The organism is Cellulomonas soli, from assembly GCF_013409305.1.
GTDB lineage: Bacteria > Actinomycetota > Actinomycetes > Actinomycetales > Cellulomonadaceae > Cellulomonas > Cellulomonas soli.
The window spans coordinates 1,303,603-1,327,115 of sequence record NZ_JACBZJ010000001.1; the positions used below are offsets into that span (position 1 = coordinate 1,303,603).

Annotated in this window: 21 protein-coding genes and 1 tRNA gene; 4 read left to right on the forward strand and 18 right to left on the reverse strand. The window is 72.5% G+C overall.

The window, feature by feature from the left end:
- Nucleotides 1-29 precede the first annotated feature (29 nt).
- Together BKA22_RS06025 and BKA22_RS06030 are read right to left on the reverse strand one after the other, a co-directional pair.
- Nucleotides 30-1,007 carry an alpha/beta hydrolase gene (locus tag BKA22_RS06025; protein WP_218866550.1) on the reverse strand — a complete coding sequence of 326 codons (978 nt, stop codon included), beginning with the start codon at nt 1,005-1,007 and terminating at the stop codon, nt 30-32.
- 172 nt (nt 1,008-1,179) lie between these two features.
- Nucleotides 1,180-2,085, reverse strand: a complete 906-nt coding sequence (locus BKA22_RS06030) for an SDR family oxidoreductase (RefSeq protein WP_146952633.1) — start codon at nt 2,083-2,085, stop codon at nt 1,180-1,182.
- 104 nt (nt 2,086-2,189) lie between these two features.
- Here BKA22_RS06030 and BKA22_RS06035 point away from each other — a divergent pair, with 104 nt between their 5' ends.
- Both BKA22_RS06035 and BKA22_RS06040 read left to right on the forward strand, forming a co-directional pair.
- Nucleotides 2,190-2,798 (forward strand): TetR/AcrR family transcriptional regulator, encoded by a 609-nt coding sequence (locus BKA22_RS06035; protein ID WP_146952634.1) that lies wholly within the window; start codon nt 2,190-2,192, stop codon nt 2,796-2,798.
- Between the two features lie 134 nt (nt 2,799-2,932).
- Nucleotides 2,933-4,519 carry an MFS transporter gene (locus BKA22_RS06040; RefSeq protein WP_146952635.1) on the forward strand — a complete coding sequence of 529 codons (1,587 nt, stop codon included), beginning with the start codon at nt 2,933-2,935 and terminating at the stop codon, nt 4,517-4,519.
- A gap of 64 nt (nt 4,520-4,583) precedes the next feature.
- Here the strand turns inward: BKA22_RS06040 and BKA22_RS06045 are convergent.
- The 10 genes from BKA22_RS06045 to BKA22_RS06090 all read right to left on the reverse strand — a co-directional run bounded on the left by BKA22_RS06045 (nt 4,584) and on the right by BKA22_RS06090 (nt 15,443).
- Nucleotides 4,584-4,673 (reverse strand) — tRNA-Ser (locus BKA22_RS06045).
- Nucleotides 4,674-4,724: 51 nt separating this feature from the next.
- Nucleotides 4,725-5,378 (reverse strand): DUF2461 domain-containing protein, encoded by a 654-nt coding sequence (locus tag BKA22_RS06050; RefSeq protein ID WP_146952636.1) that lies wholly within the window; start codon nt 5,376-5,378, stop codon nt 4,725-4,727.
- A gap of 37 nt (nt 5,379-5,415) precedes the next feature.
- On the reverse strand, nt 5,416-5,892 hold the full coding sequence (locus tag BKA22_RS06055) for a YbaK/EbsC family protein (protein WP_146952637.1): 477 nt from the start codon (nt 5,890-5,892) through the stop codon (nt 5,416-5,418).
- Between the two features lie 20 nt (nt 5,893-5,912).
- The gene (locus BKA22_RS06060) at nt 5,913-7,451 is read right to left on the reverse strand and encodes a GH1 family beta-glucosidase (protein WP_307725880.1); all 1,539 of its coding nucleotides are present in this window, start codon (nt 7,449-7,451) and stop codon (nt 5,913-5,915) included.
- A gap of 143 nt (nt 7,452-7,594) precedes the next feature.
- Nucleotides 7,595-8,974: a DUF2252 domain-containing protein gene (locus BKA22_RS06065; RefSeq protein WP_146952638.1), complete on the reverse strand. Its 1,380-nt coding sequence runs from the start codon at nt 8,972-8,974 to the stop codon at nt 7,595-7,597.
- On the reverse strand, nt 8,971-9,570 hold the full coding sequence (locus BKA22_RS06070; protein ID WP_223203537.1) for a type II toxin-antitoxin system VapC family toxin: 600 nt from the start codon (nt 9,568-9,570) through the stop codon (nt 8,971-8,973). Before BKA22_RS06070 ends, BKA22_RS06065 begins: the two co-directional genes overlap by 4 nt.
- An 86-nt stretch (nt 9,571-9,656) precedes the next feature.
- Nucleotides 9,657-10,268 carry a GTP-binding protein gene (locus BKA22_RS06075; protein ID WP_146952639.1) on the reverse strand — a complete coding sequence of 204 codons (612 nt, stop codon included), beginning with the start codon at nt 10,266-10,268 and terminating at the stop codon, nt 9,657-9,659.
- Nucleotides 10,249-10,626: a DUF742 domain-containing protein gene (locus BKA22_RS06080; protein WP_146952640.1), complete on the reverse strand. Its 378-nt coding sequence runs from the start codon at nt 10,624-10,626 to the stop codon at nt 10,249-10,251. The genes BKA22_RS06075 and BKA22_RS06080 overlap by 20 nt, the downstream gene beginning before the upstream one ends.
- 7 nt (nt 10,627-10,633) lie before the next feature.
- A complete protein-coding gene (locus BKA22_RS06085; RefSeq protein WP_146952641.1) occupies nt 10,634-11,083 on the reverse strand; it encodes a roadblock/LC7 domain-containing protein in 450 nt (149 codons plus the stop codon).
- Between the two features lie 43 nt (nt 11,084-11,126).
- Nucleotides 11,127-15,443 (reverse strand): HAMP domain-containing sensor histidine kinase, encoded by a 4,317-nt coding sequence (locus BKA22_RS06090; RefSeq protein WP_179561657.1) that lies wholly within the window; start codon nt 15,441-15,443, stop codon nt 11,127-11,129.
- A gap of 192 nt (nt 15,444-15,635) precedes the next feature.
- Between BKA22_RS06090 and BKA22_RS06095 the strand changes: the two genes are divergently transcribed.
- Together BKA22_RS06095 and BKA22_RS06100 are read left to right on the forward strand one after the other, a co-directional pair.
- Nucleotides 15,636-16,634, forward strand: a complete 999-nt coding sequence (locus tag BKA22_RS06095) for an NAD(P)H-quinone oxidoreductase (RefSeq protein WP_146952643.1) — start codon at nt 15,636-15,638, stop codon at nt 16,632-16,634.
- Between the two features lie 57 nt (nt 16,635-16,691).
- Nucleotides 16,692-17,252 (forward strand): bacterial proteasome activator family protein, encoded by a 561-nt coding sequence (locus BKA22_RS06100; protein ID WP_179561658.1) that lies wholly within the window; start codon nt 16,692-16,694, stop codon nt 17,250-17,252.
- 52 nt (nt 17,253-17,304) lie between these two features.
- Here BKA22_RS06100 and BKA22_RS20545 read toward each other — a convergent pair whose 3' ends face one another.
- From BKA22_RS20545 to BKA22_RS06130, 6 genes are all read right to left on the reverse strand, one after another.
- Nucleotides 17,305-17,622 carry a BldC family transcriptional regulator gene (locus BKA22_RS20545; RefSeq protein ID WP_307725881.1) on the reverse strand — a complete coding sequence of 106 codons (318 nt, stop codon included), beginning with the start codon at nt 17,620-17,622 and terminating at the stop codon, nt 17,305-17,307.
- Nucleotides 17,623-17,807: 185 nt separating this feature from the next.
- Nucleotides 17,808-18,677, reverse strand: a complete 870-nt coding sequence (locus tag BKA22_RS06110) for an EamA family transporter (RefSeq protein WP_146952646.1) — start codon at nt 18,675-18,677, stop codon at nt 17,808-17,810.
- Between the two features lie 112 nt (nt 18,678-18,789).
- On the reverse strand, nt 18,790-19,707 hold the full coding sequence (locus tag BKA22_RS06115; RefSeq protein ID WP_146952647.1) for a carbohydrate ABC transporter permease: 918 nt from the start codon (nt 19,705-19,707) through the stop codon (nt 18,790-18,792).
- Nucleotides 19,704-20,711: a carbohydrate ABC transporter permease gene (locus BKA22_RS06120; protein ID WP_223203538.1), complete on the reverse strand. Its 1,008-nt coding sequence runs from the start codon at nt 20,709-20,711 to the stop codon at nt 19,704-19,706. Before BKA22_RS06120 ends, BKA22_RS06115 begins: the two co-directional genes overlap by 4 nt.
- Nucleotides 20,712-20,932: 221 nt before the next feature.
- Nucleotides 20,933-22,312 carry an ABC transporter substrate-binding protein gene (locus tag BKA22_RS06125; protein WP_146952648.1) on the reverse strand — a complete coding sequence of 460 codons (1,380 nt, stop codon included), beginning with the start codon at nt 22,310-22,312 and terminating at the stop codon, nt 20,933-20,935.
- 164 nt (nt 22,313-22,476) lie between these two features.
- A complete protein-coding gene (locus BKA22_RS06130) occupies nt 22,477-23,487 on the reverse strand; it encodes a LacI family DNA-binding transcriptional regulator (protein ID WP_146952649.1) in 1,011 nt (336 codons plus the stop codon).
- Nucleotides 23,488-23,513 lie beyond the last annotated feature (26 nt).

Below are 23,513 nucleotides of genomic sequence, written 5' to 3' on the forward strand. Positions count from 1 at the left end.
CGCACGGCCGTGACCTCGGCATGCGCGACTCACACGGTTGGATGCACTCCGCCGTCCGGCGACAGCCACGCGGACATGCGTTCGAGGCTCGCCAGGGCCGTGGGATCGCCGGGGCGGTCGAGGTGGCCGTGCACTGCGCCTTCCTCCGTGACCCGAACGACGGGGACGCCCGCGTCGGCCAGCTGCCGGGCGAACCGCTCCCCCGACGCACGCAGCGAGTCCCACTCGACGTTCAGCACGAGGCTCGGCGGCAGCCCGGTCAGGTCCGCCTCGCCGGCGAACGCGTCCGCCAGGGGCACGTCCGGGGCGAGGTAGCCGTTCAGCAGCTCGACGCTCTCGGGCGTGAAGGCCATCTCGGTCGGCGGCATCGCCTCGAGCGCGGCGCGCAGCTCGGCGGAGATCTCGGGCAGGCGCCGGTGCATCGTCGGGTAGACCAGCAGGAGAGACCGAGGCGCCGGACCGGCACCGTCCCGCAGCCGGAGCGCGGTCAGCCCCACGAGCGCGGCACCGGCGCTGGCACCACCCAGATGCGGCGCCGGGGCTCCTGCCTCGCCCGCGCGGTCGACCGCCCAGCGCCACACCGCGAGCGCGTCGTCGACCGGCTCCGGCAGGCGCGCCCCGCCGTACGCCTTGACGTAGTCGCCCGTGAGCACGACGTGACCGCGGGCGGCGAGCTCGAGCGCCACCCAGTGCGACTCGGGCATGTCGAGGTCCCCGGACAGGAACGCACCGCCGTGGAACCACACGAGGTCGGGCACCGCGACCTCGGCGTCTCGCCCCGCCGGGACGTAGAGGCGTGCGGGGACCGGGCCGCGCGGCCCGCGCACGGGGATGTCCCGCACCTCGACGGCTCCCAGCCGGGGGCGAAGTCGCACGAGCGCGGCGGTGCTGACGTCGTCCTCGCGCGGGGGGAAGGGCGGCTCGCCGGCCTCGAGCGCGCGCACGAGCTGTGCGACGGGGATCGGCGGCTCGGCGAGCCGGTCGGACCAGGTACGCGTGGTGGACAAGTCAGGCCTCCGTCGGGACGAGCTCGCTCGGCAGCCCGGCGGCCTCGGCCGTCGGCGGCACGCAGGCGAACGTATGCCCACCCGATGTCGGGCGTCCAGGATGCCGACGTCGTGCCGTCCGGGGTGTCGCGCCCGGCGCGCGGTGCCGGTCCGTGGCCTCGGACCTGCGAGCTCATCCCACGGCGGTCCGGAAGTAGTGCCCCGCCTCGAGGTCGTCGAGCAGGCTCGGACCGGTCGGCGTCCACCCCAGGCGCTCCTGCGTCAGCGCGCTCGACGTCGGGGCGTCGACGCCGAAGAACGCGCCGATCCAACCGAAGTGCGCCGCCGCGTCCTCGGCTGCGACCGGCCCGACGGGCACGTCCAGCCCCCGACCGATGGCCTCGGCGATGACCCGGGTCGGCACGCCCTCCTCGCCCACGCCGTGCACGACCGACCCGGCGGGCGCGGCCCCCAGCGCGAGCCGCACCATGCGCGCGGCGTCCGACCGGTGCACGGCGGGCCACCTGTTGCTGCCGTCGCCGAGGTAGCCCGAGCGACCGGTCGTGCGGGCGATGCCGACGAGCGTGGCCAGGAAGCCGTGGTCACCCTCCCCGTGCACGGTCGGCGCGAACCGCAGCGCGACGGACCGCACGCCCCGATCGACCAACCCGAGCGCGAGCGCCTCGCTGCCCCCACGCGGGGCGTCGGGCCCGACCGCGGTCGTGGCGTCGAGCTCGGTCGCGACACGGCCCGGTGCCAGCATGGCGACGCCGGAGGCGAGCAGCAGCGGCCGGTCGCTGCCCGCGAGCGCCTCGCCGAAGGCCTCCACGACCGCACGCTCGGTGCGACCGGCACCGGCGTAGTCCGAGAAGTCGTGCTTGAACCCGAGGTGGATCACCCCGTCGGCGTCCTCCGCGCCGGCACGCAGGCTGTCCAGGTCGTCGAGGCTGCCGCGACGGACCTCGACACCGGCCGCCTCGAGCCTCGCCGCGGCGGCGTCCGAGCGGGCGAGCCCGACCACCTGGTGCCCCGCGGCCTGCAGCTCGGGGACGACGGCCGATCCGATCCATCCGGACGCGCCGGTGACGAACACACGCATGGGGTACCTCCTGGTCGCACGGCCTGTCGGCCCGGACGCCTGATGTCAGACGCTGTCATCACCATACGCCGCATGTCAGCCACTGTCATCACTACACTGGCCCGATGGGTCGATGGCAGCCGGACGCACGCGGGCGCATGACGGTGGCCGCACTCGAGCTCTACGCCGAACGCGGCTTCGACCAGACCACCGTGCAGGACATCGCCGCGCGCGCCGGGGTCACCGAGCGCACGTTCTTCCGGCACTTCGCCGACAAGCGCGAGGTGCTCTTCGACGGCTCCGCCGGCCTGCAGCAGACGGTCGTCGACACCATCGCCGCCGCCCCCGAGGGAACCCGACCCCTGGACGCCGTCGGCACCGCCATGGAACGCGCCGCCGCCCGCCTGGAGGAGCGCCGCGACTTCGCCCGGCTCCGCGCCTCGGTCGTCGCCGCCCACCCCAGCCTGCACGAACGCGAGCTGCTCAAGCTCGCCGCCCTCGCCACCGCGGCCGCCGACGCGCTCCGCGAGCGCGGCGTCCCGGCCCTGGCCGCGACCCTCGTCGCCGAGACCGGAGTGACCGTCTTCCGGGTCGCCTTCGAACGCTGGGTCGGCGGGGTCACCAAGGACTTCGCCCCGCACATCCGCGAGGCCCTCGCCGAGCTCGAGTCGCAGGCCGGCGCGCCCCGGAACCGGCCGCCCCACGAGTCCGCCGTGGCAGGGGACGTGCGGTAGGCACCAGAGGCGTGATCCACCACCTCGAGCGGTGGGTCGCGGACCTCGACGCCGCTCGGCGGTCACGATGCCGGGCATGGGAGTCCGGGCCGCACTCGGGAGAGGACGCGGACGGACCGAGCTGACGGGACACCATGACCGAGACCCCGCACCCCGAGGTCGGGTTCGATCGACGTCTGGCCGCCCTGCTCGCGATGGCGATGTTCGTGCTCGTCGTCGACACGTCGCTGATGAACGTGTCGATCTCCGCCGTCGTGCGGGACGTCGGCACGACCGTGAGCGGCGTGCAGTCGGCGATCGCGCTCGAGGCTCTCGTCTCCGCGGCGTTCATCCTCATCGGGAGCAAGGTCGGGGACCTCTTCGGCCGCAAGCGCGCCTACGTCCTCGGACTGCTCGGGTACGCGACCGGCGCGATCGCGATGACGGTCGCGCAGGACCTGACGGCGATCATCGTCTTCTGGGCGATCATCGGCGGGCTCGGCGCGTCGCTCCTGCTGCCGGCCATGCAGTCCCTCATCCACGGCAACTTCGCGGGCGCCGCCCAGAAGAGGGTCTACGCGCTCGTCGGGGCGTCCGCGGCGATCGCCGCCGCCGTCGGTCCGCTTCTCGGCGGGTTCATCACGACGTACCTGTCGTGGCGGGTGGCGTTCGGGCTGGAGGCCGTCGTCATCGTGGTCGTGCTGTCCGGCATCGGGCTCGTGAAGGACGTCGAGTACACGGGCGACCGGCACGTCGACGTGGTCGGCGCGATCCTGTCCGCCCTGGCCATGGGCGGCATCGTGCTCGGGGTCCTGGTGTGGCAGGAGGGCGGGGAGGCGGTCGGCGCGCTGCTGGTCGTCGGCGGGCTCGCCCTGGTGGGGCTGATGCGGTGGCTCGTGCGGCGCAAGCGCGCCGGGAAGCCCGTGCTGATCGACCCCGACCTGTTCCACTCGTCGCTGTTCCGCGTGGGGATCACGCAGCAGATGCTGCAGCAGATCGCGCTCGGCGGAGCGATGATCACGCTGCCGATCTTCCTGCAGATGGTGCTCGAGTACGACGCGATGGCTGCGGGCCTGTCGTTGGCACCGCTGTCGCTGAGCATGTTCGCCGTCGCACTGGTCGGGGGCAAGCGGGCGGGCGCGCGCCGGCCGGCGAACCTCGTGCTGGTCGGCTTCGGCCTCGTCGTTGTCGGCGTCGCGGTCCTGCTGCCAGTCGTGCCCCGCGCCGAGTCCGGCTGGTACCTGCTCGTGCCCCTGGTCATCGTGGGCAGCGGCCTGGGACTGCTCGTCTCCCAGCTGAACAACTACACGCTGTCCCCCATCACGGAGGAGCGCGTCAGCGAGGCGGCGGGCGTCAACTCGGCCGCCGGTTCCTTCGGCCTCTCCTTCGGCCTGGCGTTCGCCGGCGCGATCATGCTCGCCGCCCTCTCCCTCGGGTTCACCGCCCAGGCCGAGTCGAGCCCCGTCCTCTCGACCGACCAGCAGCAGCAGGTCGCCACGGCGCTCGAGGACGACGCCGAGCTGATGAGCAACACGGCCCTCGTCGAGCAGCTCGCGGGGCAGCCGCAGGACGTGCAGGACGAGATCATCCGGATCAACACCGAGACGCGTCCACGGGCACTGCAGATCGCCCTGCTGCTGCCCTTGCTCGTCGGGCTCGTCGGCGTCGTGAACGGACTCCGGATGCGACGGCTGCCCGACCCGCAGCCCGACGGGGCCGCCGATGGCGCGGCCTTCGGCTGAGCATCCGCGACAGCCCGAACCGTGATGGGTTCGGGCTGTCGCGATGTCGTGAGACATCACAGCGCGGAGGGCAAGGGATTCGAACCCTTGAGTACGGGGTCACCGCACTAACGGTTTTCAAGACCGTCTCTTTCGGCCGCTCAGACAGCCCTCCCGGTGCACCGGACACTATCGGACGCCCCGGCCGGTGATGGCCCCAGGTCGTTCAGGACGCGCGGACCGGCAGCGCCTCGAGCCAGGCGACGAACCGCTGCACCTGACGCCAGTCCTGGGCGACGACGTCCGCCAGCTCGGCGGTGAACAGCCAGGGCGCCGGCTCGTGGACGCGGTGGACGGCGAGGTTGCGTCGCCGCAGCAGCTCGATCTGCGGGTGGTCGCGCGACCAGCCGCGCGGCGCGGTGGCCACCGGGTCGCCGTCCATGAGGGTGACGCCGTGCCCTGCCAGCCCGTCGAGGAGCGTCTGCAGGTCGGCGGCTGTGCCGGGGTCGTCGATCGCCGCGCGGAACGCACGCAGGTGCGCCGCATCCGGCCGCCACCACCCGCCGCCGACCATCGGCCCGTCGGCGTCCAGGTGGAAGTAGAGCGTGCCGCCGCCCGCGCGTTCGCTGCCGGTGCCGCAGGTGAGGGCGGCGTGGTTCTTGTACGGACTCTTGTCCGCGCTGAACCGCACGTCGCGCTGCGGCCGGAACACGTGCGCGTGGCCGAACTCCGGTTCGAGCGTGCGTGCGAGGGCCGCCATGGGGTCGGCGATCGAGCTCAGGTAGCGGTCCTTGTGCGCGTTCCACCAGGCCCGGTCGTTGTGGGCGGTGAGCTCGTCGAAGAAGTCGAGGGCGTCGGCGCCGAAGCCGGTGAACTCCATGGAGGCATCCTGGCAGGAGGCCGGGTGCCCCGGCTCGTCAGCCGGGCAGGCGCGAGACCGTGACCCAGGGCGCCCCGCCGGTCACCTCGTGCAGCACGTCGCAGGTCAGCTCGATCGCCGAGCTCGCGCTCCCGCACGCCGGGAAGACGCTCTCGAAGCGCCGCAGCGACGTGTCCAGGTAGACCGTGGCGGACTCGGGGTTGCCGAACGGGCACACCCCGCCGGGTGCGTGCCCGGTGAGCTGCTCGACCTCGTCGCCGGCGAGCATCCGCGCCTTGAGCCCGAACGCCTGCCGGAACGCGCCGTTGTCGACCCGCGCGTCCCCCGCCATGACGACGAGCACGGCCCGGTCCGGCTCGCCGGCACGGAAGCTCAGCGTCTTGGCGATCCGCTCGGGCGCCACCCCGAGCGCCTCGGCCGCCAGGTCGACGGTCGCGCTCGACCGTTCGGTCACGACGATCGCGTCGCCAAGCCCGAACCGCTCCAGGTGCTGCCGCGCGCGCTCCAAGGACATGGGACGACCCTAGGGCGCGGTCAGGCCGGTGCGACCGCGTTCGCCGCGATGACGCCCCGGTAGAACCCGAAGCTGTCCTTCGGCGTGCGCTCCTGGGTGTCGAAGTCGACCGCGACGATCCCCCAGCGCTGCTGGTAGCCCTCGGCCCACTCGAAGTTGTCGAGCAGCGACCACACGTAGTGCGCCTCGAGCGGGACGCCGTCCGCGATCGCCCGGGCCGCCTGCTGGAAGTGCTCGCGCAGGTAGTCGGTCCGGTACGGGTCGTCGGTCGTGAGGTCGGCGGTCTCGTCGGGGATCCCGTTCTCCGTGATCAGCAGCGGGATCGCCGGGTACTCGTCGCGCAGCCGAACCAGCAGGTCGTACAGGCCCTCGGGCCACAGCTGCTGCCACGACGCGGCAGACGTCGGGTGGATCGCCACCTGGGACCCGTCGGCCGCCACCCCGGTGACCCCGTAGTACTGGACGGCGAGCAGGTCGGTCGGCGCACCGATCGTCGCCATGTCCCCGTCCTGCACGAGCGCGGCGAACTCCTCGGGGTCGGCGGGCACCTGACCCGGCAGCGGGCCGACCGCGTCGTCCGGGTACTCGCCGGTGAGGACGGCGTCGAGGAACAGCCGGTTCTCGGCCGCGTCGACCCGCGTCGCGGCCTCCTCGGCACCGGCCTGCGGGTAGACGGGCATGAGGTTGAGGGCGATGCCGATCCGGCCGGTCGTCCCCTGCTCGCGGAACCGCTCGACGGCCAGGCCGTGCGCCAGCAGCTGGTGGTGCACGGCGGCAACGGCGACCTGCGGGTCGTGCAGACCGGGCGCGTGGCTGCCGTACCAGTGGCCGACGTACGCGTGCGTCTTCGGCTCGTTGATCGTGAACCAGTCGGCCTCGGCATCACCCAGTGCGTCGAACATGACCGTCGCGTAGTCGGCGAACCGTGCCGCGGTGTCCCGCACCGCCCAGCCGCCCGCGTCCTGCAGGGCCTGCGGCAGGTCCCAGTGGAAAAGGGTCACCGCCGGCCGGATGCCCGCGTCGAGCAGCGAGTCGACGAACCGCCGGTACCAGTCGAGCCCCGGTTGGTTCACCGGTCCCGAGCCGGTCGGCTGGATGCGCGGCCAGGCGACCGAGAACCGGTACGCGCCGATGCCGAGCTCCGACATCAAGGCGACGTCCTCCTGCCACCGCCGGTACCCGTCCGCTCCCGGGTCGCCCGTGGCCCCGCCCTTGACGCGTCCCGGCTGCGCGCAGAACGTGTCCCACACGGACGGCCCACGCCCGTCCGCCGTCGTCGAGCCCTCCACCTGGAACGCCGACGTCGCCGCACCCCAGGTGTAGCCCGTCGGGAAGGACATCGGCTCCGCCGGGGGCGCCCATCCCGTGCTCGGCGACAGGCTGCTCACGCCGGTGGGACCACCCCCTGTGCAGCCGCCCAGCACGACGGCCCCGACCGCAGCCCCGCCGAACGCCAGCACCGTCCGTCGGTCGAGCTCGGGCCCCTCGCGGCGCGTCGCCCGCGCCGAGCGGTCCAGGGGCGCGCGCCAGGGCCGGGACGCAGGTCGGGACGAGAACACCGGGACACTCTCCTTCGAGGCCAGACGCACGTGGGAGCGCTCCCCACGATGCGTCCGAGCGTAGCGCCGCACCGGCCTCAGGGGCCGGTCATCAAGGAGTTCCGGCCCGCCCCTGCCGGATCCGTCCCGGCGCAGTCCCCGGCTCAGTCCTCGGCGGCCGCGACCAGACGACCGGTGTCGATCGCCGCCAGCAACCGGGCGTGATCCTCGGCCGTCCGCTCCGCGTACGCGGCCCCGAAGTCGGCGAACGCCTCATCGGCCCGCCTGCTCCCGCCCAGGTAGGCGGCGATGGCGATCCGGTCACCCGAGCGGGCATGGGCCCGCGCCAGCGTCCACGCGCACAGCCGCACGTACCGGGCCATCGTCGTCGGGTCCAGCTGCTCGACCTCCGCCGAACCCTTCCAGTCACGCAGCTGCCGGACGTAGAAGTCCCGCTGCACACCGTCCAGCCCGTGCACCGTCTCCCAGCCGAGGAAGATGTCGCTCGCCGCCTGCATGAGGCGCTGCCCCTCGACGACCCGGCGACCGTGCGGCCCGGCCACCGACCCCGTGTGCTCCTCGAGCACCGAGGCCTGCGCCTCCTTCGCCTGCAGCACCAGGGCGTCGTCCCCCTCGTCGGCCACCACCAGCAGGATCCACGCACGCGTGCCGACGCTGCCCACGCCGACGACCTTGCGCGCCATGTCGACCAGCCGGTACCGCCGGATCAGCCGCTGCCGGTCGGACTGCAACGTCTGCGCGTAGCTCGAGAGCAGGTCGTCCATGTCACGCGCGAGGTCCGCGCGGCCGGCCTCACCCGCCAGGTCCTCGACCGTGCGCACCCACGGCGGGTCGGACACGAAGCGCCGTCGACCCCCCACGACCTCGGTCAACCGCTCCAACGAGCTCGCGTGGTCGCGCCTGCGGGCCTTCTCGACCGTGCGTCGCCCGTACCGTCGGATACCGGTCGCGGCAGACGCCTCCTCGACGTCGAGCCGCGCGTACCAGACGTCGATCTCCGACATCGCGGCGAACCGGCGCATCGCCTCGCGGTAGGCGCCCGCGCACGCCAGCAGGGTCCGCCGGCGGTCCTTCTCGTCGAACCCGTTCGCCCGGGCCGCCACCTCGACGCTCGCGACCAGCCGCTGCACGTCCCACTCGAAGGGGCCGGGTGCGGTCTCGTCGAAGTCGTTCAGGTCGAACAGCAACCGACGCTCCGGCGAGGCGAACAGCCCGAAGTTGCTCAGGTGCGCGTCCCCGCACAGCTGCACCCGCAGCCCCGAGTTCGGGGACGCCGCCAGGTCCGACGCCATCACCACGGCCGACCCGCGCAGGAACGGGAAGGCGCCGGCCGCCATCCGCCCGTAGCGGATCGGGACCAGCTCCGGGACGCGCGACGTCGCCTGGTCCTCGAGCTGGGCGACCGGGTCCCGGTCCGGCCCTGCCACCGCGAGCTCACCGAGCGCCGTCCTGGGGTGCGCCGCACGCAGCGCCCGGCCGGTTCCTGCCCGGTCCGCACGGGACCACCGCGCCTCGGTCGTCATTCCCGCTCCCACCACCGGTCGGGCCACCCCGGCGAGACCACGTCGAGGCCGAAGAGCACGCACACCTGCGCCAGCAGCATGTCGTAGGTCGCCACGGCGTGCACCTCGGGGTGAGCGACAGCCGCGCCCACGTGCAGGGCATGGAACGCCGACACCACGCCCGACACCTTCGCGGCATGCCGCAGCACCTGGTCCGAGATGCGCATGACCTCGAGCCGGTCGGCCACGTCGTTCGCGACGCCGCGCGCGTCGAGGCCACGCGGCCCGGCGATCGCGCGCAGCTCGGTGAGCGCCAGAGGCGTCGTCACCAGCTCGGACTCGTGGCGGGCCGCCCACGCCAACCACTCCGCGCGGCACGGCGCACCCTCGAGGTACCGCGACAGCGCCGACCCGTCGGCGTAGACCCGCGCACCCTCGGACTCCGGCAGGTCGTCGGGCTCCGGATCGATCGCGACGGCCGGAGCTCCCGCACGGACACCGTGCTCCGGCGAGGTCCGGGGCCGGGGGACGACCTCGGACGCCTCGTCCGTCACGGCCGGCACCCTCGTCCAGGCACGACCGACCGCCATCGCCACGAACGGCGCACGACCGGGCACGACGGACACTCCTCCATGATCGCCCAGAACGGCAACGGCCGGCCTCCCGAGCAGGAGACCGGCCGTCGACGGCGACATCAGGGACGTCAGCGGCCGCGCAGACGCTCCATGGCGAGCTGCACGAGCGCGATCAACGCCTGCTTGGTGGCCGCACGCGAACGCGCGTCCGTGTACAGGACCGGCACGTGCGGCGGGATCGCGAGCGCCTCGCGCACGTCCTCCAGCTGGTGCTTGGCGACACCGTCGAAGCAGTTGACACCCACGACGAACGGGATGCCACGGCTCTCGAAGTAGTCGACCGCCGGGAAGCACTGGTCGAGACGGTCGGTGTCGACCAGGACGACGGCACCGATCGCGCCCCGCACCAGGTCGTCCCACATGAACAGGAACCGGTCCTGCCCAGGCGTGCCGAACAGGTACAGCCACAGCGAGCCCGGCAGGGCGATGCGACCGAAGTCCATCGCGACCGTGGTCGTGGTCTTGCGGTCGGACACCCCACCGGCGTCGTCGACGCCGAGGGAGTGCTCGGTCATCGCGGCCTCGGTGTTGAGGGGCTCGATGTCCGAGATGGAGCCGATGAAGGTCGTCTTGCCGACGGCGAAGCCGCCCGCCACGACGATCTTGACGACGGTGGGGGCGACGCTTCCCGCGGTTCCGGCCGGAGCGGCCACCGCGGCGTCAGAGGGCGGAAATGCCATTGAGAACACTCTCCAGCACGCTCAGGGACAGGGCGGGGGACTCACCGGTGTTGACCTCGACCGGCTGCGACGTGTGCACACGGACGAACTGCTGCTCCGCCAGGTCGGACACGAGGATCCGAACGACCCCGAGGGGCAGGTGGAGCAGTGCCGAGAGCTCCGCGACGGAGATGTAGTTGCTCGCGGCGTGATGCAGGATCGCCCGCTTCTCGGGGGGCAGACCCTGGGAGGCCACGGCGCCCGGCATCATCTCGACCAGCGCCTCGAGCGGCAGGTCGGAACGCGACGAGCGCACGCGGCCACCGGTCACGGCATAGGGCCGGACCGTCCTGGCCTCGTACTCGATGTGTTCGCTCATCGCGGCCTCACGCAACCGGTGCCCGGGTCGCACCGTCCACGGGCAGCTGGCCACGCATCTCGGAGATGAGCTGCGGGGTCAGCGTCGCCTCGGTGCGCGAGACGAGCATCGCCATCTCGTAGCCGATGAGTCCGACGTCGCACGACGACTCGGCCACCACGGCGAGGACTGAGCCGTTGGAGACGCTCATCAGGAAGAGGAACAAGTTGTCCATCTCGACGATCGCCTGGCGCACCTCCCCCGCACGAAGCTGGCGGGCGGCGCCACGGGTAAGGCTCGAGATGCCGGACACGATCGCGGCGAGCTGGTCGCCGCTCGTCCGGTCGAGCTGCTCCGACATCGCCATGAGCAGACCGTCGGCCGACACCACAAGCGTGTGGCGAGTGCCGGGCACGGTCCGGACGAAGTTGTCCAGGAGCCAGCCGAAGTTGGCTGCCTCGGTGCTGAGCGCGGTCACACTTCCTCCTTGCTGGTGCAGTCCGAGGACTGCGGGTCGGCCGTCACCATGTCGGGGACGACGTGTTCGGGGTGGCAGACGTCTGAGGTCCGTCGGAGTGGCCGTCGTGGCCGTTCGGGGTGCCCGGGACTGCCTCACGGCGGCCTCGCGACGTCCCAGACTGGAAGCTCGACAGCCGCGAGCGGAGCTCGTCGGCGTCGCGCTGCACGGGCTTGTTCTCGTCCACCGCGACCGTCGACGCCGGGACGGCGACGGGGACACGGCGGGTGAGCCTCTCGGCGGCGCTGCCCATGGCGGCCGGGCGGTACGCCGACAGCTGGCTCAGCTCGGAGAGCGCCTGCTCCTGGATGTCGGAGCGCAGCGCCAGCATGGCGGCGACCTCGTCGTCCAGCGTGCCGATGCGCGGCGCGGTCGACGGCTGCGGCGCAGCCTGACCGACGGGCTGCGGCGCGGGCTGAGCGGGGCGCTGGCCCCACTCCGGGCTGCTCCAGCCGGCGGCGGCAGGTGCCGGTGCCGGTGCCGGCTGGCTCGGCTGCGCTGCGGGAGCCGCCTGAGGGCTCCCCCAGCCGCCGGCCTGACGGCCCCAGCCTGCATCGGGCGCCGGGGCCTTGGCCGGGGCGTCGTTCGTCCAGGCGGACGTCCGGACGGCCGGGGCCGCGGCACCCTGCACGGGCGTGGCCGGGACGGCGGGCGTCGGCGTCGAGTCGGACTTGCGCCGCGTGAACAGGCCGAACAGGCGCCGCGGACGGTCGTCGTCGTCGTACTGACCCTGCTCGCCGTAGGCGGTGGTCGGAGCAGCCTGGGCCCAGCCCGGTGCCACGGGCTCCGGGAGAGGTGCCGGGGCCGGGCGTGTGGGCAGCGGCGCAGGCGTCGACGGCGGAGCCATGACCTGCGGCGCCGGGGCGGGCCTGGTCGCGAACGGCGAGGGGTCCGGGGAGACGGCCTCGCGAGCCTCGACCGGCGAGAACATCTGCGTCGGGGACTCGGTGTCCGCGTAGGGGTGCGCCTCGGCAGCGAGCGTCGGCCACGCGGGTGCGGGCGGCGCAGCGGAACCCTGGACCGGCGCCCAGATGGGCGCCTGCGCGTCCCACGAGGGCGTCGCCTGGGCGACGGGCTCAGGCTGGACCTGCTGCGGCTGAGGCGGTGCGACGGGGGCCGCGGCCGGCGTCGACCACGAGGGGGCTTCCCACGTCGGCGGCTGCCAGGTGGGGGTCTCCCACGCCGGCGCAGCAGCGGCGGCGGGCTCGGGCTGGTACGTCGGCTCGGGCTGGTACGTCGGCTCGGGCTGGTACGCGGGCTCGGCCTGGTACGTCGGCTCGGCCTGGTAGGCGGTCTCTGCCTGGTAGGTCGGCTCGGGCTGGTGCGTCGGCTCGGGCTGGGCCTGGGCCTCCGGCGCAGCCGGGGACGCCTCAGGGACGACCGGGATGGCGCCCGTGTGCCAGGCACGGGACTCGTCGAGCGTCGACTCGAAACCGTCGGACGTGTACGGCTCGTAGGCGTCGTACGCCGCGGGTGCGGCCGGAGCTGCCGCGACCGGGGCGGTCCAGCCGGCGAAACCGCTGTAGGACGTGAACGACGGCGCAGCGGGCTCTTCGGCGACGGGCTCGGCCCAGGGCGCGGCCTGCTCCTCGACGGGCGCTCCCCACGCGGCGGAGGGCTGCTCCTCGACGGGTGCACCCCACGCGGCGGAGGGCTGCTCCTCGACGGGTGCACCCCACGCGGCGGAGGGCTGCTCCTCGACAGGCGCACCCCAAGCGGCGGAGGGCTGCTCCTCGACCGGAGCACCCCACGCGGCCGGCTCGGGCGTCGTCGGGGCCCACTGCTCGTCGGACTCGAGCGCGGGGACCGTGAACGGCACCGACGGAGCGGCGTGCGCTGCGGCGGGGGTGACGGGCGGCTGCCCGTAGTCGAACGAGCGGTCCTCGTCGGGCGCGAGCCCGGGGATCACGAACGAGGGGCCGATCGGAGCCTGGGGGTCCGGCGACTGCAGGCCCGTGGGCTGCGGATCGGTCGAGTCGCCGACGAGCTCCGCACCCCGGCGGAAGCCGGAGAACAGGCCTGCCCGCGCGGCGGGCGACGCCGGGGCCGACGCGGCGGGGGCGGAGGGCGCCTCCTGCTCGCCCTGCTGCCAGGCCGAGGTCGAGGCGCGGGTACGGCTCGGCAGCCCGTTGCCCAGCGGGGCGTGGACGGCCGGGGACCACTCGCTGGTGTCGGACGCGAGCTCGGGCGAGAGCGTCGGCTCGGGTGCGACCGGAAGGACGATGTTGTCCTCGTCGAAGGTCTTGCGCGACCGCGTCGGCAGGCCGGTGCTCGCGGCGGCCGGTGCGATCTCGTTCTCACCGGTCGCGTCGTCCCGGCCGCGGCGACGCGGCAGGCCGAGCGAGGTCGTGCCCGCGGTGAGGGCGGCCAGGTCGACGGGCTCCGCGGTGGGGGCCTCCTCGACCGGGAGGGGCATCGGGGCGCTCGGCGCGGCCGGGCCGGTGCCGTACATCGGCGCCTCGGTGAGCGAGAACAGCGTCGACGGGAACCGGACGAGCGTCTCGGTACCCGTTCCGCGGCTGCTCTTGCGCAGCTGCACCTCGGCGCCGAGGCGTCCGGCGATGCGCCCGACCACGAACAGGCCCAGGCGCTGGGCACCCAGGGCGTCCGACGCCGACGTGGACGCGATCTTGATGTTCGCGGCCTCGAACTCGGCGTCGGTCATGCCGAGACCGTGGTCGAGGATGCGCACGACGACCTTGTCGCCGGAGATGCCCGTGGTGACGACGACCGGGGTCTCCGGCTCGGAGAAGATCGTCGCGTTCTCGAGCAGCTCGGCGAGCAGGTGGGCGGCGCCCAGGGCGTTGAAGCCGAGCATGTGCGGGTCGACCTGGAGGTCGAGCTCGACCCGGTCGTACTGCTCGATCTCCGACGAGGCGGTACGGATGACGTCGGAGAGCGGCATGGCGTCGCGCAGGCGGCGTCCGGAGTCGATTCCTGCGAGGACGAGGAGCGACTCGGCGTTCCTGCGCATCCGGGTGGCGAGGTGGTCGAGGCGGAACAGGTTGGCCAGCGTGCTCGGGTCTTCCTCGGCTCGCTCGAGGGAGTCGATGAAGGACAGCTGCCGGTTCAGCAGGACCTGGTCGCGACGGGCGACGTTGACGAACATCTCGGCGATGGAGCCACGCAGGGCGGCCTGCTCCTGGGCGACCTGCACGGTCGTGGAGTTCACCGCGTTGAACGCGGCGGCCAGACGGCCGACCTCGTCGGAGGACTCGACCGGGATGAGCGGGAGCTCGATGTCGGGGCCCTCACCGGGGGTGGCCACCTGCTCGACCAGTCGCGGCAGCTCCTCGCGGACCTCGCCGGCGGCGGCCGTCAGTCGACGCAGCGGGACGACGATGCCTCGGGAGACCACGAAGGCGAAGATCAGCGACAGGATGGCGGCGGTACCGGCGATCGCGGAGTTGATCCACGCGCCACGCTCGGCGGTGTCGGCGTTGGCCTGGCCGAGGGCGACACCGGCGGCGAGGACGTCGTCGGTGACGGCGCTCAGTGCGGTCAGCTGCGTCTGGATCTCGGAGTACCAGATCTGCGGGTCGACCTCGGCCACGGCGGCAGGGTTGCCCTGCTGGAGCAGTCCGCGCATGTGCGTGAACGACGAGGTCGGGAACTGCGTCGGGAAGTCGATGCTCTCGTCACCGAGCGACTCGACGGCCTGGCGAGCGGCAGAACGGCTCAGCTCGGTGGTGGTCGACTGGTCGGCGAACGCGGAGATCGTCGCAGGCGAGCCGGCCTTCGTCGACCAGATGCGGTTACCGCCGATGAGCTCGAGCACGAGGCTGTTGCTGGTCTGGGCGAGCTCGTTGTAGGCACCGACGAACCGGGCGAGGTCACGGTCGCTCAGGTTCTCGGCCACGAGCTGCACGAGGTACAGCTGGGCGTCGATGATCTGGCTGTAGCCGTTCTCGATACTCGCGGTCTGCGAGTTGATGTCGACGGCACGCCGGGTGTTGGGAAGGACGGTCTCGAACTGCTGCTGCGTGACGAGGAACTGGTCGACGACGACCTTGGGGTAGGCCGACAGGTCGAGCTCGCCGGTGACCGAGCGTGTGCGCGCAAGGGCGGCGTCGGTGTCGGCGCGGGCCTTCGCGATGGCGTCCTCGCCGTTCGCGGTGAGGGAGAACGTGCGCTCGGACTGGATCGCGGTGGCCAACGGCATGAAGGATCGCAGCGCGGCCACGGCGTCCACGGACGACTGGGCGGTCCTCGCGTCGGTGAGCGCGAGGTTCGTGATGAACACTCCCAGTCCGAGCAGGACGATCATGGGCACGGCGAGGACAGCCAGAACCTTGGCGCGAATGCCAAGCCGTCGCAGCATGTCGATCCCTTCCTTCGGCCAGCGCGGGGGCCCCGCGGCCGGCCAGCGCCGCGGTCCCGCCCCCATTGGGTGCCGTGAGGCGCCCCGTTCGGACGTCATCGGCTCCTGGGCGGTGGAGCATTAGCCCGCGGCAGAGTTTGCCATGGACCTCACCCGCTCCGATACGGGCGTCCAGGACCTAATGTCGAGGTCATGCGTGCTGTGGTCGTCTCGGAGCCCGGTGATCCTGATGTCCTGACCGTCGCCGAGGTGCCGGAGCCGGTGCCCGGTCCGGGCGAGCTGCTCGTCGCCGTGGGGGCTGCCGGGGTCAATCGCGCCGACCTGCTGCAACGTGCGGGTCACTACGCGCCGCCTGCCGGGGCACCTGCGTGGCCGGGGCTCGAGGTGGCAGGCGAGGTGCTCGCCGTCGGCCCTGGCACGACCGCCGCGGAGCCGTCTGCCGGTTCCCCGTGGCAGGTGGGTGATCGGGTCGCCGCGCTGCTGCCCGGCGGCGGGTACGCCGAGCGCGTCGTCGTCCCGGTGGAGCTGGCCCTCCGGGTCCCGGACGGGTTGTCGACCCTCGAGGCCGCGTCACTGCCGGAGGCGCTGGCCACCGTGCTGTCGAACCTGCGGGTGGCGCACGCGGTCGCCGGCGAGACCGTGCTGGTCCGCGGGGGTTCGGGCGGGGTCGGCTCGGTGGCGGTCCCGCTCGCGCGTGCCCTGGGCCTGCGGGTGCTGGCGACGGCGGGCGGCCCGGACCGGGTGGAGCGCGTGCGAGCCCTGGGTGCGCACGCGGTCCTGGACCACCGCTCGGACGACCTCGTCGCCCGGGTGCTGGCCGAGACGGACGGCCGGGGGGTGGACGTCGTGCTCGACGTGCTGGGTGCCGGCGCCCTGGCCGACAACCTCGCGATGCTCGCGGACGACGGCCGCCTGGTCGTCATCGGGCTCCAGCGCGGGCGTCGCGCGGAGCTCGACCTCGGACTGCTCATGGCGAAGCGGGCGACGGTGGTCGGCACGATGCTGCGATCACGGCCGGCCGCGCAGAAGGCGGCGATCATGGCGGACGTGCGTGCGCACGCGTGGCCGCTGGTGGCCGAGGGCACGGTGCGTCCGGTCGTGCACGCCACCTACTCCTTCGCCGAGGCGGCGTCGGCCCACCGCGAGCTGGAGAGCGGCGCCGTGCTCGGCAAGGTGCTGCTGGTGCCCTGACCGTCGTCCTCGCGCGGGCGCGTGCGTGACACCCCGGTCGCGGGTCAGACTGCGAGGGTGAGCGACTCCGACGCACCACTCGACGACAGCACCCGCCCTTCCGGCTCGGCCGCCCCGGAGGCGCCCGGCCCGGTCCCGGCCGAGGAGGACGAGGACGTCGCGGGGCTCGTGGGCCAGCCGGCGAAGGTCATGCGGATCGGCACGATGATCAAGCAGCTGCTGGACGAGGTGCGCAGCGCACCTCTCGACGACGCCGCGCGGGTCCGGCTCGCTGCGATCCACCAACGCTCGCTGCGTGAGCTCGAGGAGGGTCTGTCCCCCGAGCTCGTCGACGAGCTGGAGCGGATCACGTTGCCGTTCGGGCAGGACCAGACACCGTCGGACGCGGAGCTGCGGATCGCCCAGGCCCAGCTGGTCGGCTGGCTGGAGGGCTTGTTCCACGGGATCCAGACCGCGCTGGTCGCGCAGCAGATGGCGGCGCAGGCGCAGCTCACGCAGATGCGGCGGGCGTTGCCTGCGGGTCCGGGCGGACGGACGTTCGTGATCCCGGCGCCGCACGCGTCCGACGGCTCGCACGAGGCGGAGGACGACGGGCCGACGCCTGGCCAATATCTCTAGACTCGTTGTCCGACGGGCGAGACAGGCGTCCACCGGATGACGATCAGTTGATCTACTTAGCGTCCTTCGCGGCCCGCGCCGCCAGCAGCGCGACGACCTCGCTCTGCACGTAGCGGCGATGCCCACCCAAGGTGCGGATCGCCGTGAGACGCCCGTCGTGCTCCCAGCGCGCGACCGTGCGCACGTCGACGCCGAACTGCTCGGCGACCTCGGCAGGAGACAACAACCGCTCGATGGAGCCCGAGATCGGCGCAGGTTCGCCCGTCGTCGCAGGTCCCGCCCCCGGCGTCACCCCGACGGGGCGTCGTCGCCCTGTCGTCACTGCCGGCACGTCGTCACGACCGACCGGCCCCGAGAGCACCTGCTCCACCGACTCCTCCTCCTGCGCCCACCTGCACCCGCACCGGAGAAGAGACCGGTGCCCTGACCGGCTCGAACGCCGGCGAGGCATCCTCTCCCATCGAGGACCTCTCCGAGGGTGCATCCTGGAACGACGTGACACAACACACGTAGACGAAAAACTTGCGCGCACCCCGGGCGAACCTGGACGAGCGCTCAGACCGGCGGCACCTCGTCGACCACGTCGGCCTGCGGTCGGCGCGCCTGACCGGTCAGTGCGATGGCCGCCGAGACGAGCACCAGCCCGACGACCTCGAGACCGTGCGGCCACTGCCGGAGCATGACCGCGCCGACGACCGCGGCCGTCGCCGGCAGCAGCGCGAGCAGGATCGCGAACGTCGCCGGCGGAACCCGACGCAGCACGACCTGCTCGAGCGCGTACGGCACCACCGACGAGCACACGGCGATCGCGACCAGCACCGCTGCCAGCCGCGCGTCGTGCAGCACCGGGCTCGCCGACGCGGCGAAGACCGGGGCGAGCACGAGCCCGCCGGCCGACATGCCGACCGCGAGACCGGTGATGCCGCCCGCCTCCCCCGCCGACGCCACCCGACGGCCGAGCAGGATGTAGCCCGCCCAGCACACCGCGGCGATGCCGATCGCCACCAGACCCACCACGGCCTCCTCACCACCGGTCAGGCTCACCCCGGCCAGCAGCACGACACCCGACGCCGCCAGGCCGATCCCCGCGCGATCACGCCAGCCCGACCCTGTCGCCGCCGCCACCCCGACCGGACCGAGGAACTCGATCGCGACCGCCGTCCCCAGCGGCAGGTGGTCGATGCCGATGTAGAACGCCACGTTCATCAGGGCGAGGACCACACCGAACAGCGCCGCGGTGCGCAGCCCGGCCCGCGTCCACGCGACCCGCCACGGCCGACGCCACCCCAGCAGCACGACTGCGGCGATCGCCACCCGCAGCCACGCGACCGTCGCCGGCGGCAGCTCGCCGAACAGACCCACCGCCAGGGCCGCGCCGACGTACTGGGTCAAGCCCGACAGGACGAAGATCAGCGGCGCGGGCACCGCGTCAGGCTACGACCGTCGTGTCACCGGGAGGTGACGCGACCCCGCCGGCGCGCACCCGGGGGTGCGCGACCGGCGGGATCGCCGGGACCGCCAGGACGACCGACGGGGGTCACCCCTTGACGGACCCAGCCAGGAGCCCGCGCACGAAGTAGCGCTGCAGGCTGAGAAACACGATGAGCGGGACGACGATCGCCACGAACGCACCCGCCGAGAGCAGGTGCCACTCGGTGCCCCGCGTTCCCGCCAGCTCGGCCACCCGGACCGTCAGCGGGGCCACGTTGGCCGTGCCGCCCGCGAAGGTCAGCGCGACCAGCAGGTCGTTCCAGACCCACAGGAACTGGAAGATCGCGAACGACGCGATCGCCGGCACCAGCAGCGGCATCATCACCTGGAAGAAGATCTTCACGTGCCCCGCGCCGTCGACCCGGGCCGCCTCGACCAACGAGGACGGGATCTCCTTCATGAAGTTGTGCAGCAGGAAGATCGCCAACGGCAGCGCGAAGATCGAGTGCGACAGCCACACCGTCCAGAACGTGCCGTTCAGACCCCACTTCACGTACGTCGTCAGGAGCGGGATCAGGGCGATCTGCAACGGCACGACCTGGAGCGCGAACACCGCCACGAACAGCAGGTTGCGGCCCCGGAACGGGATCCAGGCGAACGCGTACGCCGCCAGCAGCGCCAACGAGATCGGGATCAGCACCGACGGGATCGTGATGACGAACGAGTTCACGAAGTACGTGGCCAGGTTCGTCGACGAGCCGTTGAGGACCAGGTCGTAGTTCTCGGTCGTGACGTTCGGGTTCGAGAACCACGTCCACCAGCCCGAGCTCACGATGTCGGCCTCGGGCCGGAACGAGGTGATGAACAGGCCGAGCGTGGGGATCGTCCACAGGGCGGCGATGACGATCGCGGCGAACGACGCCCAGGGCGAGGAGAGCTTGCCCTTGGTGGCGATCGCGCGCTTCTCGAGCCGGGTGAGCTTGGCCTTCCGGTCGATCGTCGCCTCGGTGCTCACGGCGCTCATCGGTTCTCCTCGGACTTGCGCATCTGACGGACGTTGTAGACGACGAGCGGGGTCACCAGGATGAAGAGGATCACCGCGAGCGCGGACCCCATCCCGGTGTTCCGCTGGACGAAGCTCTGCCGGTAGAACTCGAACGCCGCGACGGACGTCTCGAAGTTGCCGCCGGTCATGGTCCGGACGATGTCGAAGACCTTGAGCGTGCCCATGGCGATCGTCGTGATGACGACGACCAGGGCCGGCTGGATGCTCGGCACGGTGATGTACCGGAACATCCGCAGGCCGCCGAGCCCGTCGAGCGTGGCGGCCTCGACGATGTCGTCGGGGATGGCCTTGATCGCCGCCGACAGCACGGTCATCGCGAACCCGGCCTGGATCCAGATCATCACGACGATGAGGAAGAACGTGTTGAGCGGCGGACTGATGAGGAACTGCTGCGGCTCGAGCCCGAACCAGACGAGCATCTGGTTCATCAGCCCGATCTGCGCCGGCTGGTTCTCCGCGGGCACGCCCTCGAGGACGGGTCGGTACTCGTAGACGAACCGCCAGATGATCGACGCGCCGACCATCGAGATCGACATCGGCAGGAACACCAGCACCTTGGCGAACTTCTCGAACCGGCTGCGGTCGACCAGCACCGCGTAGACCAGGCCGATCGCGGTCGCCGCGAGCGGCACGACGACGACCCAGACCGCCGTGTTGCGCAGCACGATCTGGAACTCGTCCTGCGTGACGGCCTTGACGTAGTTGTCCACGCCGACGAACTCGTTGCCGCTGCGGTCGTAGAACGACTTCTTGATGGTCTCGAGCGCCGGCCAGACGAGGCCGAACGCGAGCCCCAGCACGGCCGGGGCGAGGAAGGCGGTCGCCACGGCCCAGGCCGGCAACCGCTTGATCTTGTCGGTGGCGAAGAGCACGAGGCCCATCACCACGACGAAGAGGAGGACCGCGATCACCATCAGGACGAGCTTCTCGCCCGTGGTGTCCGCGTACTTGAGGACGTCCACGCATGACCTCCGAGGGTCTCGCACCGTCCCCGTCGACGGTGCTGCACCGCCCCGAGGGGCGGTCGCAGGCGTCGTCCCCGTCGACGACGCCCTGTGGTGGTGCGACCGCGGGCGCCCGGAGCCGGCACGGGCTGAGCCTGTGCCGGGGCCGGGCGCCCGCGGGTCCCGCCGACCCGTCGCTGCTGGTCGAGACCGTCAGCAGCGGGTCAGCGGGTCGTTGCTCACGGCCAGGACGCCTGGATGGCGTCGAGCACGTCCTGGTCGCTCTTGTCGTTGGCGATCCAGTTCGTCATCTCCGTCCAGAAGGAGCCGGCGCCGACGGCGGCGGGCATCAGGTCGGAGGCGTCGAAGCGGAACGTCTGCGTGGTGTCACCGAGCAGCTCGGCCGACAGCTGGTCGATCGGCGACACGAGGTTCGCCGGGTCGAGCTCGCTGTTGGAGGAGACCCAGCCACCGGCAGGGGTCGCCTTGGCCTTGGCGTTGCTCCACTCGGGGCTGGCCAGGAACGCCTGGAACGCGGCCACCTCGGGACGGTCGGAGAACGCGGCGGCGAACTCGCCACCACCCAGGATCGGGCGGTCGTCCTCGGTCAGGCCCGGGAAGTAGAACGCGAACACGTCGCCGTTCTCGGACACGTCCGTGCCCTCGGGCCAGTTGGCGGCGTAGAAGGACGCCTGGCGGTGCATGTAGCACAGCCCGGAGGTGACGATCGGCAGACCGCCGTCCTGGAACGTCGTCGCGGCGATCGAGGAGACGTCGCCCAGACCACCGTTGACGTAGTCCGGGTTCTTGAGGATGTCGCCGACCTTGCCGAGCGCCTCGGCGATCTGCGGGTCGTTGAACTTCACGTCGTTGGTGATCCACTGGTCGTAGACGTCACCGCCCGCGGTGCGCAGCACCATGTCCTCGAGCCAGTCGGTGGCCGGCCAGCCCGTGGCGTCGCCCGAGCCGATGCCCGCGCACCAGGGCTTGGCGCCCTCGGCGCCGTGGTCGGCGACGATCTGGTCGGACAGGGCGATGAGCTCGTCCCACGTCTTCGGGATCTCGTAGCCGTTCTCCGCGAACGCCTTCGGCGAGTACCAGACGAACGACTTCACGTTCGCGCCGACCGGGCCGGCGTAGAAGGTGCCGTCGACCGAGCCGTAGCCCTTCCAGGCCTCGGCGTAGTACTTGTCGATGTTCGTCACGGTGCCCTCGGACGCCGGGACGATCTGGTCGGGGTAGTCCTCGACGATCGTCTTGAGCAGACCGGGCTGCGGGATGTACGCGATGTCCGGCGGGCTGCCGGCCTCGAGCCGCACGAGCAGCTGGGCCTCGAACTCCTTCGACCCCTCGTACGAGATCGTCGCGCCCGTGCACTCCTCGAACGGCTTGTACGAGTCGATCTGGGGCTGGTCCTCCGGGGAGACGATCGAGGTGTAGACCGTCACGGTCTTGCCCGACAGGTCCCCGTACTGCTCGTAGGCAGCGCAGTCGGCGCTGCTCGTCGTGTTGTCGCTGCCGGCGTTGTCGTCGTTCCCGCCGCAGGCGGCCAGGACCATCGAGAGCCCTGCCCCCGCTGCGACCGCCGCGTACGCGCGTCGCCTGTGCACACTCTTCATCGAGTCTCTCCACATCGTCGTGGTGATACGGCCGGCGGCTCCTCCGGCCTTGCGTCCGATGCAAGCGCTTACATGGCGGGAGCGCAACCACAGGAGGGTGTCCGGGGCATAACGATTGGGTCACTGATCTCCCAGGCGGCCCACCGGGGACGAACAACGGGCTCTCAGGCGCCGACGCGCACCGGACCGGACGAGCGACGCACCACCAGGCGGGTCGGGAACGTGACGTCGCCCGGCACGGGTTCGCCGCGGATGAGGTCGAGGAGCATGGACGCCGCCGTCACCCCCTGGTCGCCCGCGTCCTGCACCATCGTGGTCAGCCCGATCAGCTCGCCGAGGTCGTGCCCGTCCACGCCGACGAGCGAGAGGTCCTCCGGCACACGCAGCCCCAGGTCCCCGGCCGCGAGCGCGACCCCCATCGCCATCTCGTCCGACGCGGCGAACACCGCCGTCACCTCGGGGTGCTCACGCAGCAGCACGTGCGCGGCGGCACGCGCGCTCGTCACGTCGAAGTCGCCGTGCACCTCCAGGTCGGGCCGCGCCGGGAGGCCCGCCGCGGCGAGCGCCGACCGCCAGCCGCGCAGCCGGTCCGTCGCGGGGGCCCACGCCGACATCTCGTCCGGGTCGCCCGTGACGTGGGCGATCGTGCGGTGCCCCAGCGCGATCAGGTGATCGGTGGCCACCCGGGCCGTGCGCAGGTCGTCGAGCCGCACGGTGATCTGCCCGGGCGGGCCCGAGCCGACGAAGATCAGCGGCTGCCCCAACGAGGCCAGGTCGTCCACCTCGGGCTGCGTGAGCGGCAGACCCACCACGAGGACACCGTCCACCCGACGCCGCAGCACCGACGGGTCGACGCGACGGCGCGGACCCTTCGTCACCTCGAACGTGTACAGCAGCGCGTCCATGTCCGAGGCGCGCAACGTGCGCTCCGCACCTTCGATGACGTTCGCGAAGAACCAGCGACTGATCCACGGCGTGAGCACCCCGATCGTCCGGGTGCGGCCCGAGGCCAGCGACGAGGCCGACGGCGACGGCGAGTAGCCCAGCTCGGTGGCCACCAGCTGCACCCGCTCCCGGGTGGACGCGGTCACGTTCGGCAGCCCGCGCAGCGCCCGCGACACGGTCGCCGTGGAGACCCCGGCGGCCCGGGCGACGTCCTCGATGCCGTGCGCCATGGGAGGCAGTGTCCACGCCACCCCGG

What these genes read in the sequence shown, in the direction of transcription:
- BKA22_RS06115 (WP_146952647.1), bottom strand. Translation starts at nt 19,707, where the DNA reads ATGAGCGCCGTGAGCACCGAGGCGACGATCGACCGGAAGGCCAAGCTC.
- BKA22_RS06130 (WP_146952649.1), bottom strand. Translation starts at nt 23,487, where the DNA reads ATGGCGCACGGCATCGAGGACGTCGCCCGGGCCGCCGGGGTCTCCACG.
- BKA22_RS06095 (WP_146952643.1), top strand. Translation starts at nt 15,636, where the DNA reads ATGCGTGCTGTGGTCGTCTCGGAGCCCGGTGATCCTGATGTCCTGACC.
- BKA22_RS06080 (WP_146952640.1), bottom strand. Translation starts at nt 10,626, where the DNA reads ATGAGCGAACACATCGAGTACGAGGCCAGGACGGTCCGGCCCTATGCC.
- BKA22_RS06040 (WP_146952635.1), top strand. Translation starts at nt 2,933, where the DNA reads ATGACCGAGACCCCGCACCCCGAGGTCGGGTTCGATCGACGTCTGGCC.
- BKA22_RS06065 (WP_146952638.1), bottom strand. Translation starts at nt 8,974, where the DNA reads ATGACGACCGAGGCGCGGTGGTCCCGTGCGGACCGGGCAGGAACCGGC.
- BKA22_RS06050 (WP_146952636.1), bottom strand. Translation starts at nt 5,378, where the DNA reads ATGGAGTTCACCGGCTTCGGCGCCGACGCCCTCGACTTCTTCGACGAG.
- BKA22_RS06125 (WP_146952648.1), bottom strand. Translation starts at nt 22,312, where the DNA reads ATGAAGAGTGTGCACAGGCGACGCGCGTACGCGGCGGTCGCAGCGGGG.
- BKA22_RS06075 (WP_146952639.1), bottom strand. Translation starts at nt 10,268, where the DNA reads ATGGCATTTCCGCCCTCTGACGCCGCGGTGGCCGCTCCGGCCGGAACC.
- BKA22_RS06090 (WP_179561657.1), bottom strand. Translation starts at nt 15,443, where the DNA reads ATGCTGCGACGGCTTGGCATTCGCGCCAAGGTTCTGGCTGTCCTCGCC.
- BKA22_RS06035 (WP_146952634.1), top strand. Translation starts at nt 2,190, where the DNA reads ATGGGTCGATGGCAGCCGGACGCACGCGGGCGCATGACGGTGGCCGCA.
- BKA22_RS06030 (WP_146952633.1), bottom strand. Translation starts at nt 2,085, where the DNA reads ATGCGTGTGTTCGTCACCGGCGCGTCCGGATGGATCGGATCGGCCGTC.
- BKA22_RS06055 (WP_146952637.1), bottom strand. Translation starts at nt 5,892, where the DNA reads ATGTCCTTGGAGCGCGCGCGGCAGCACCTGGAGCGGTTCGGGCTTGGC.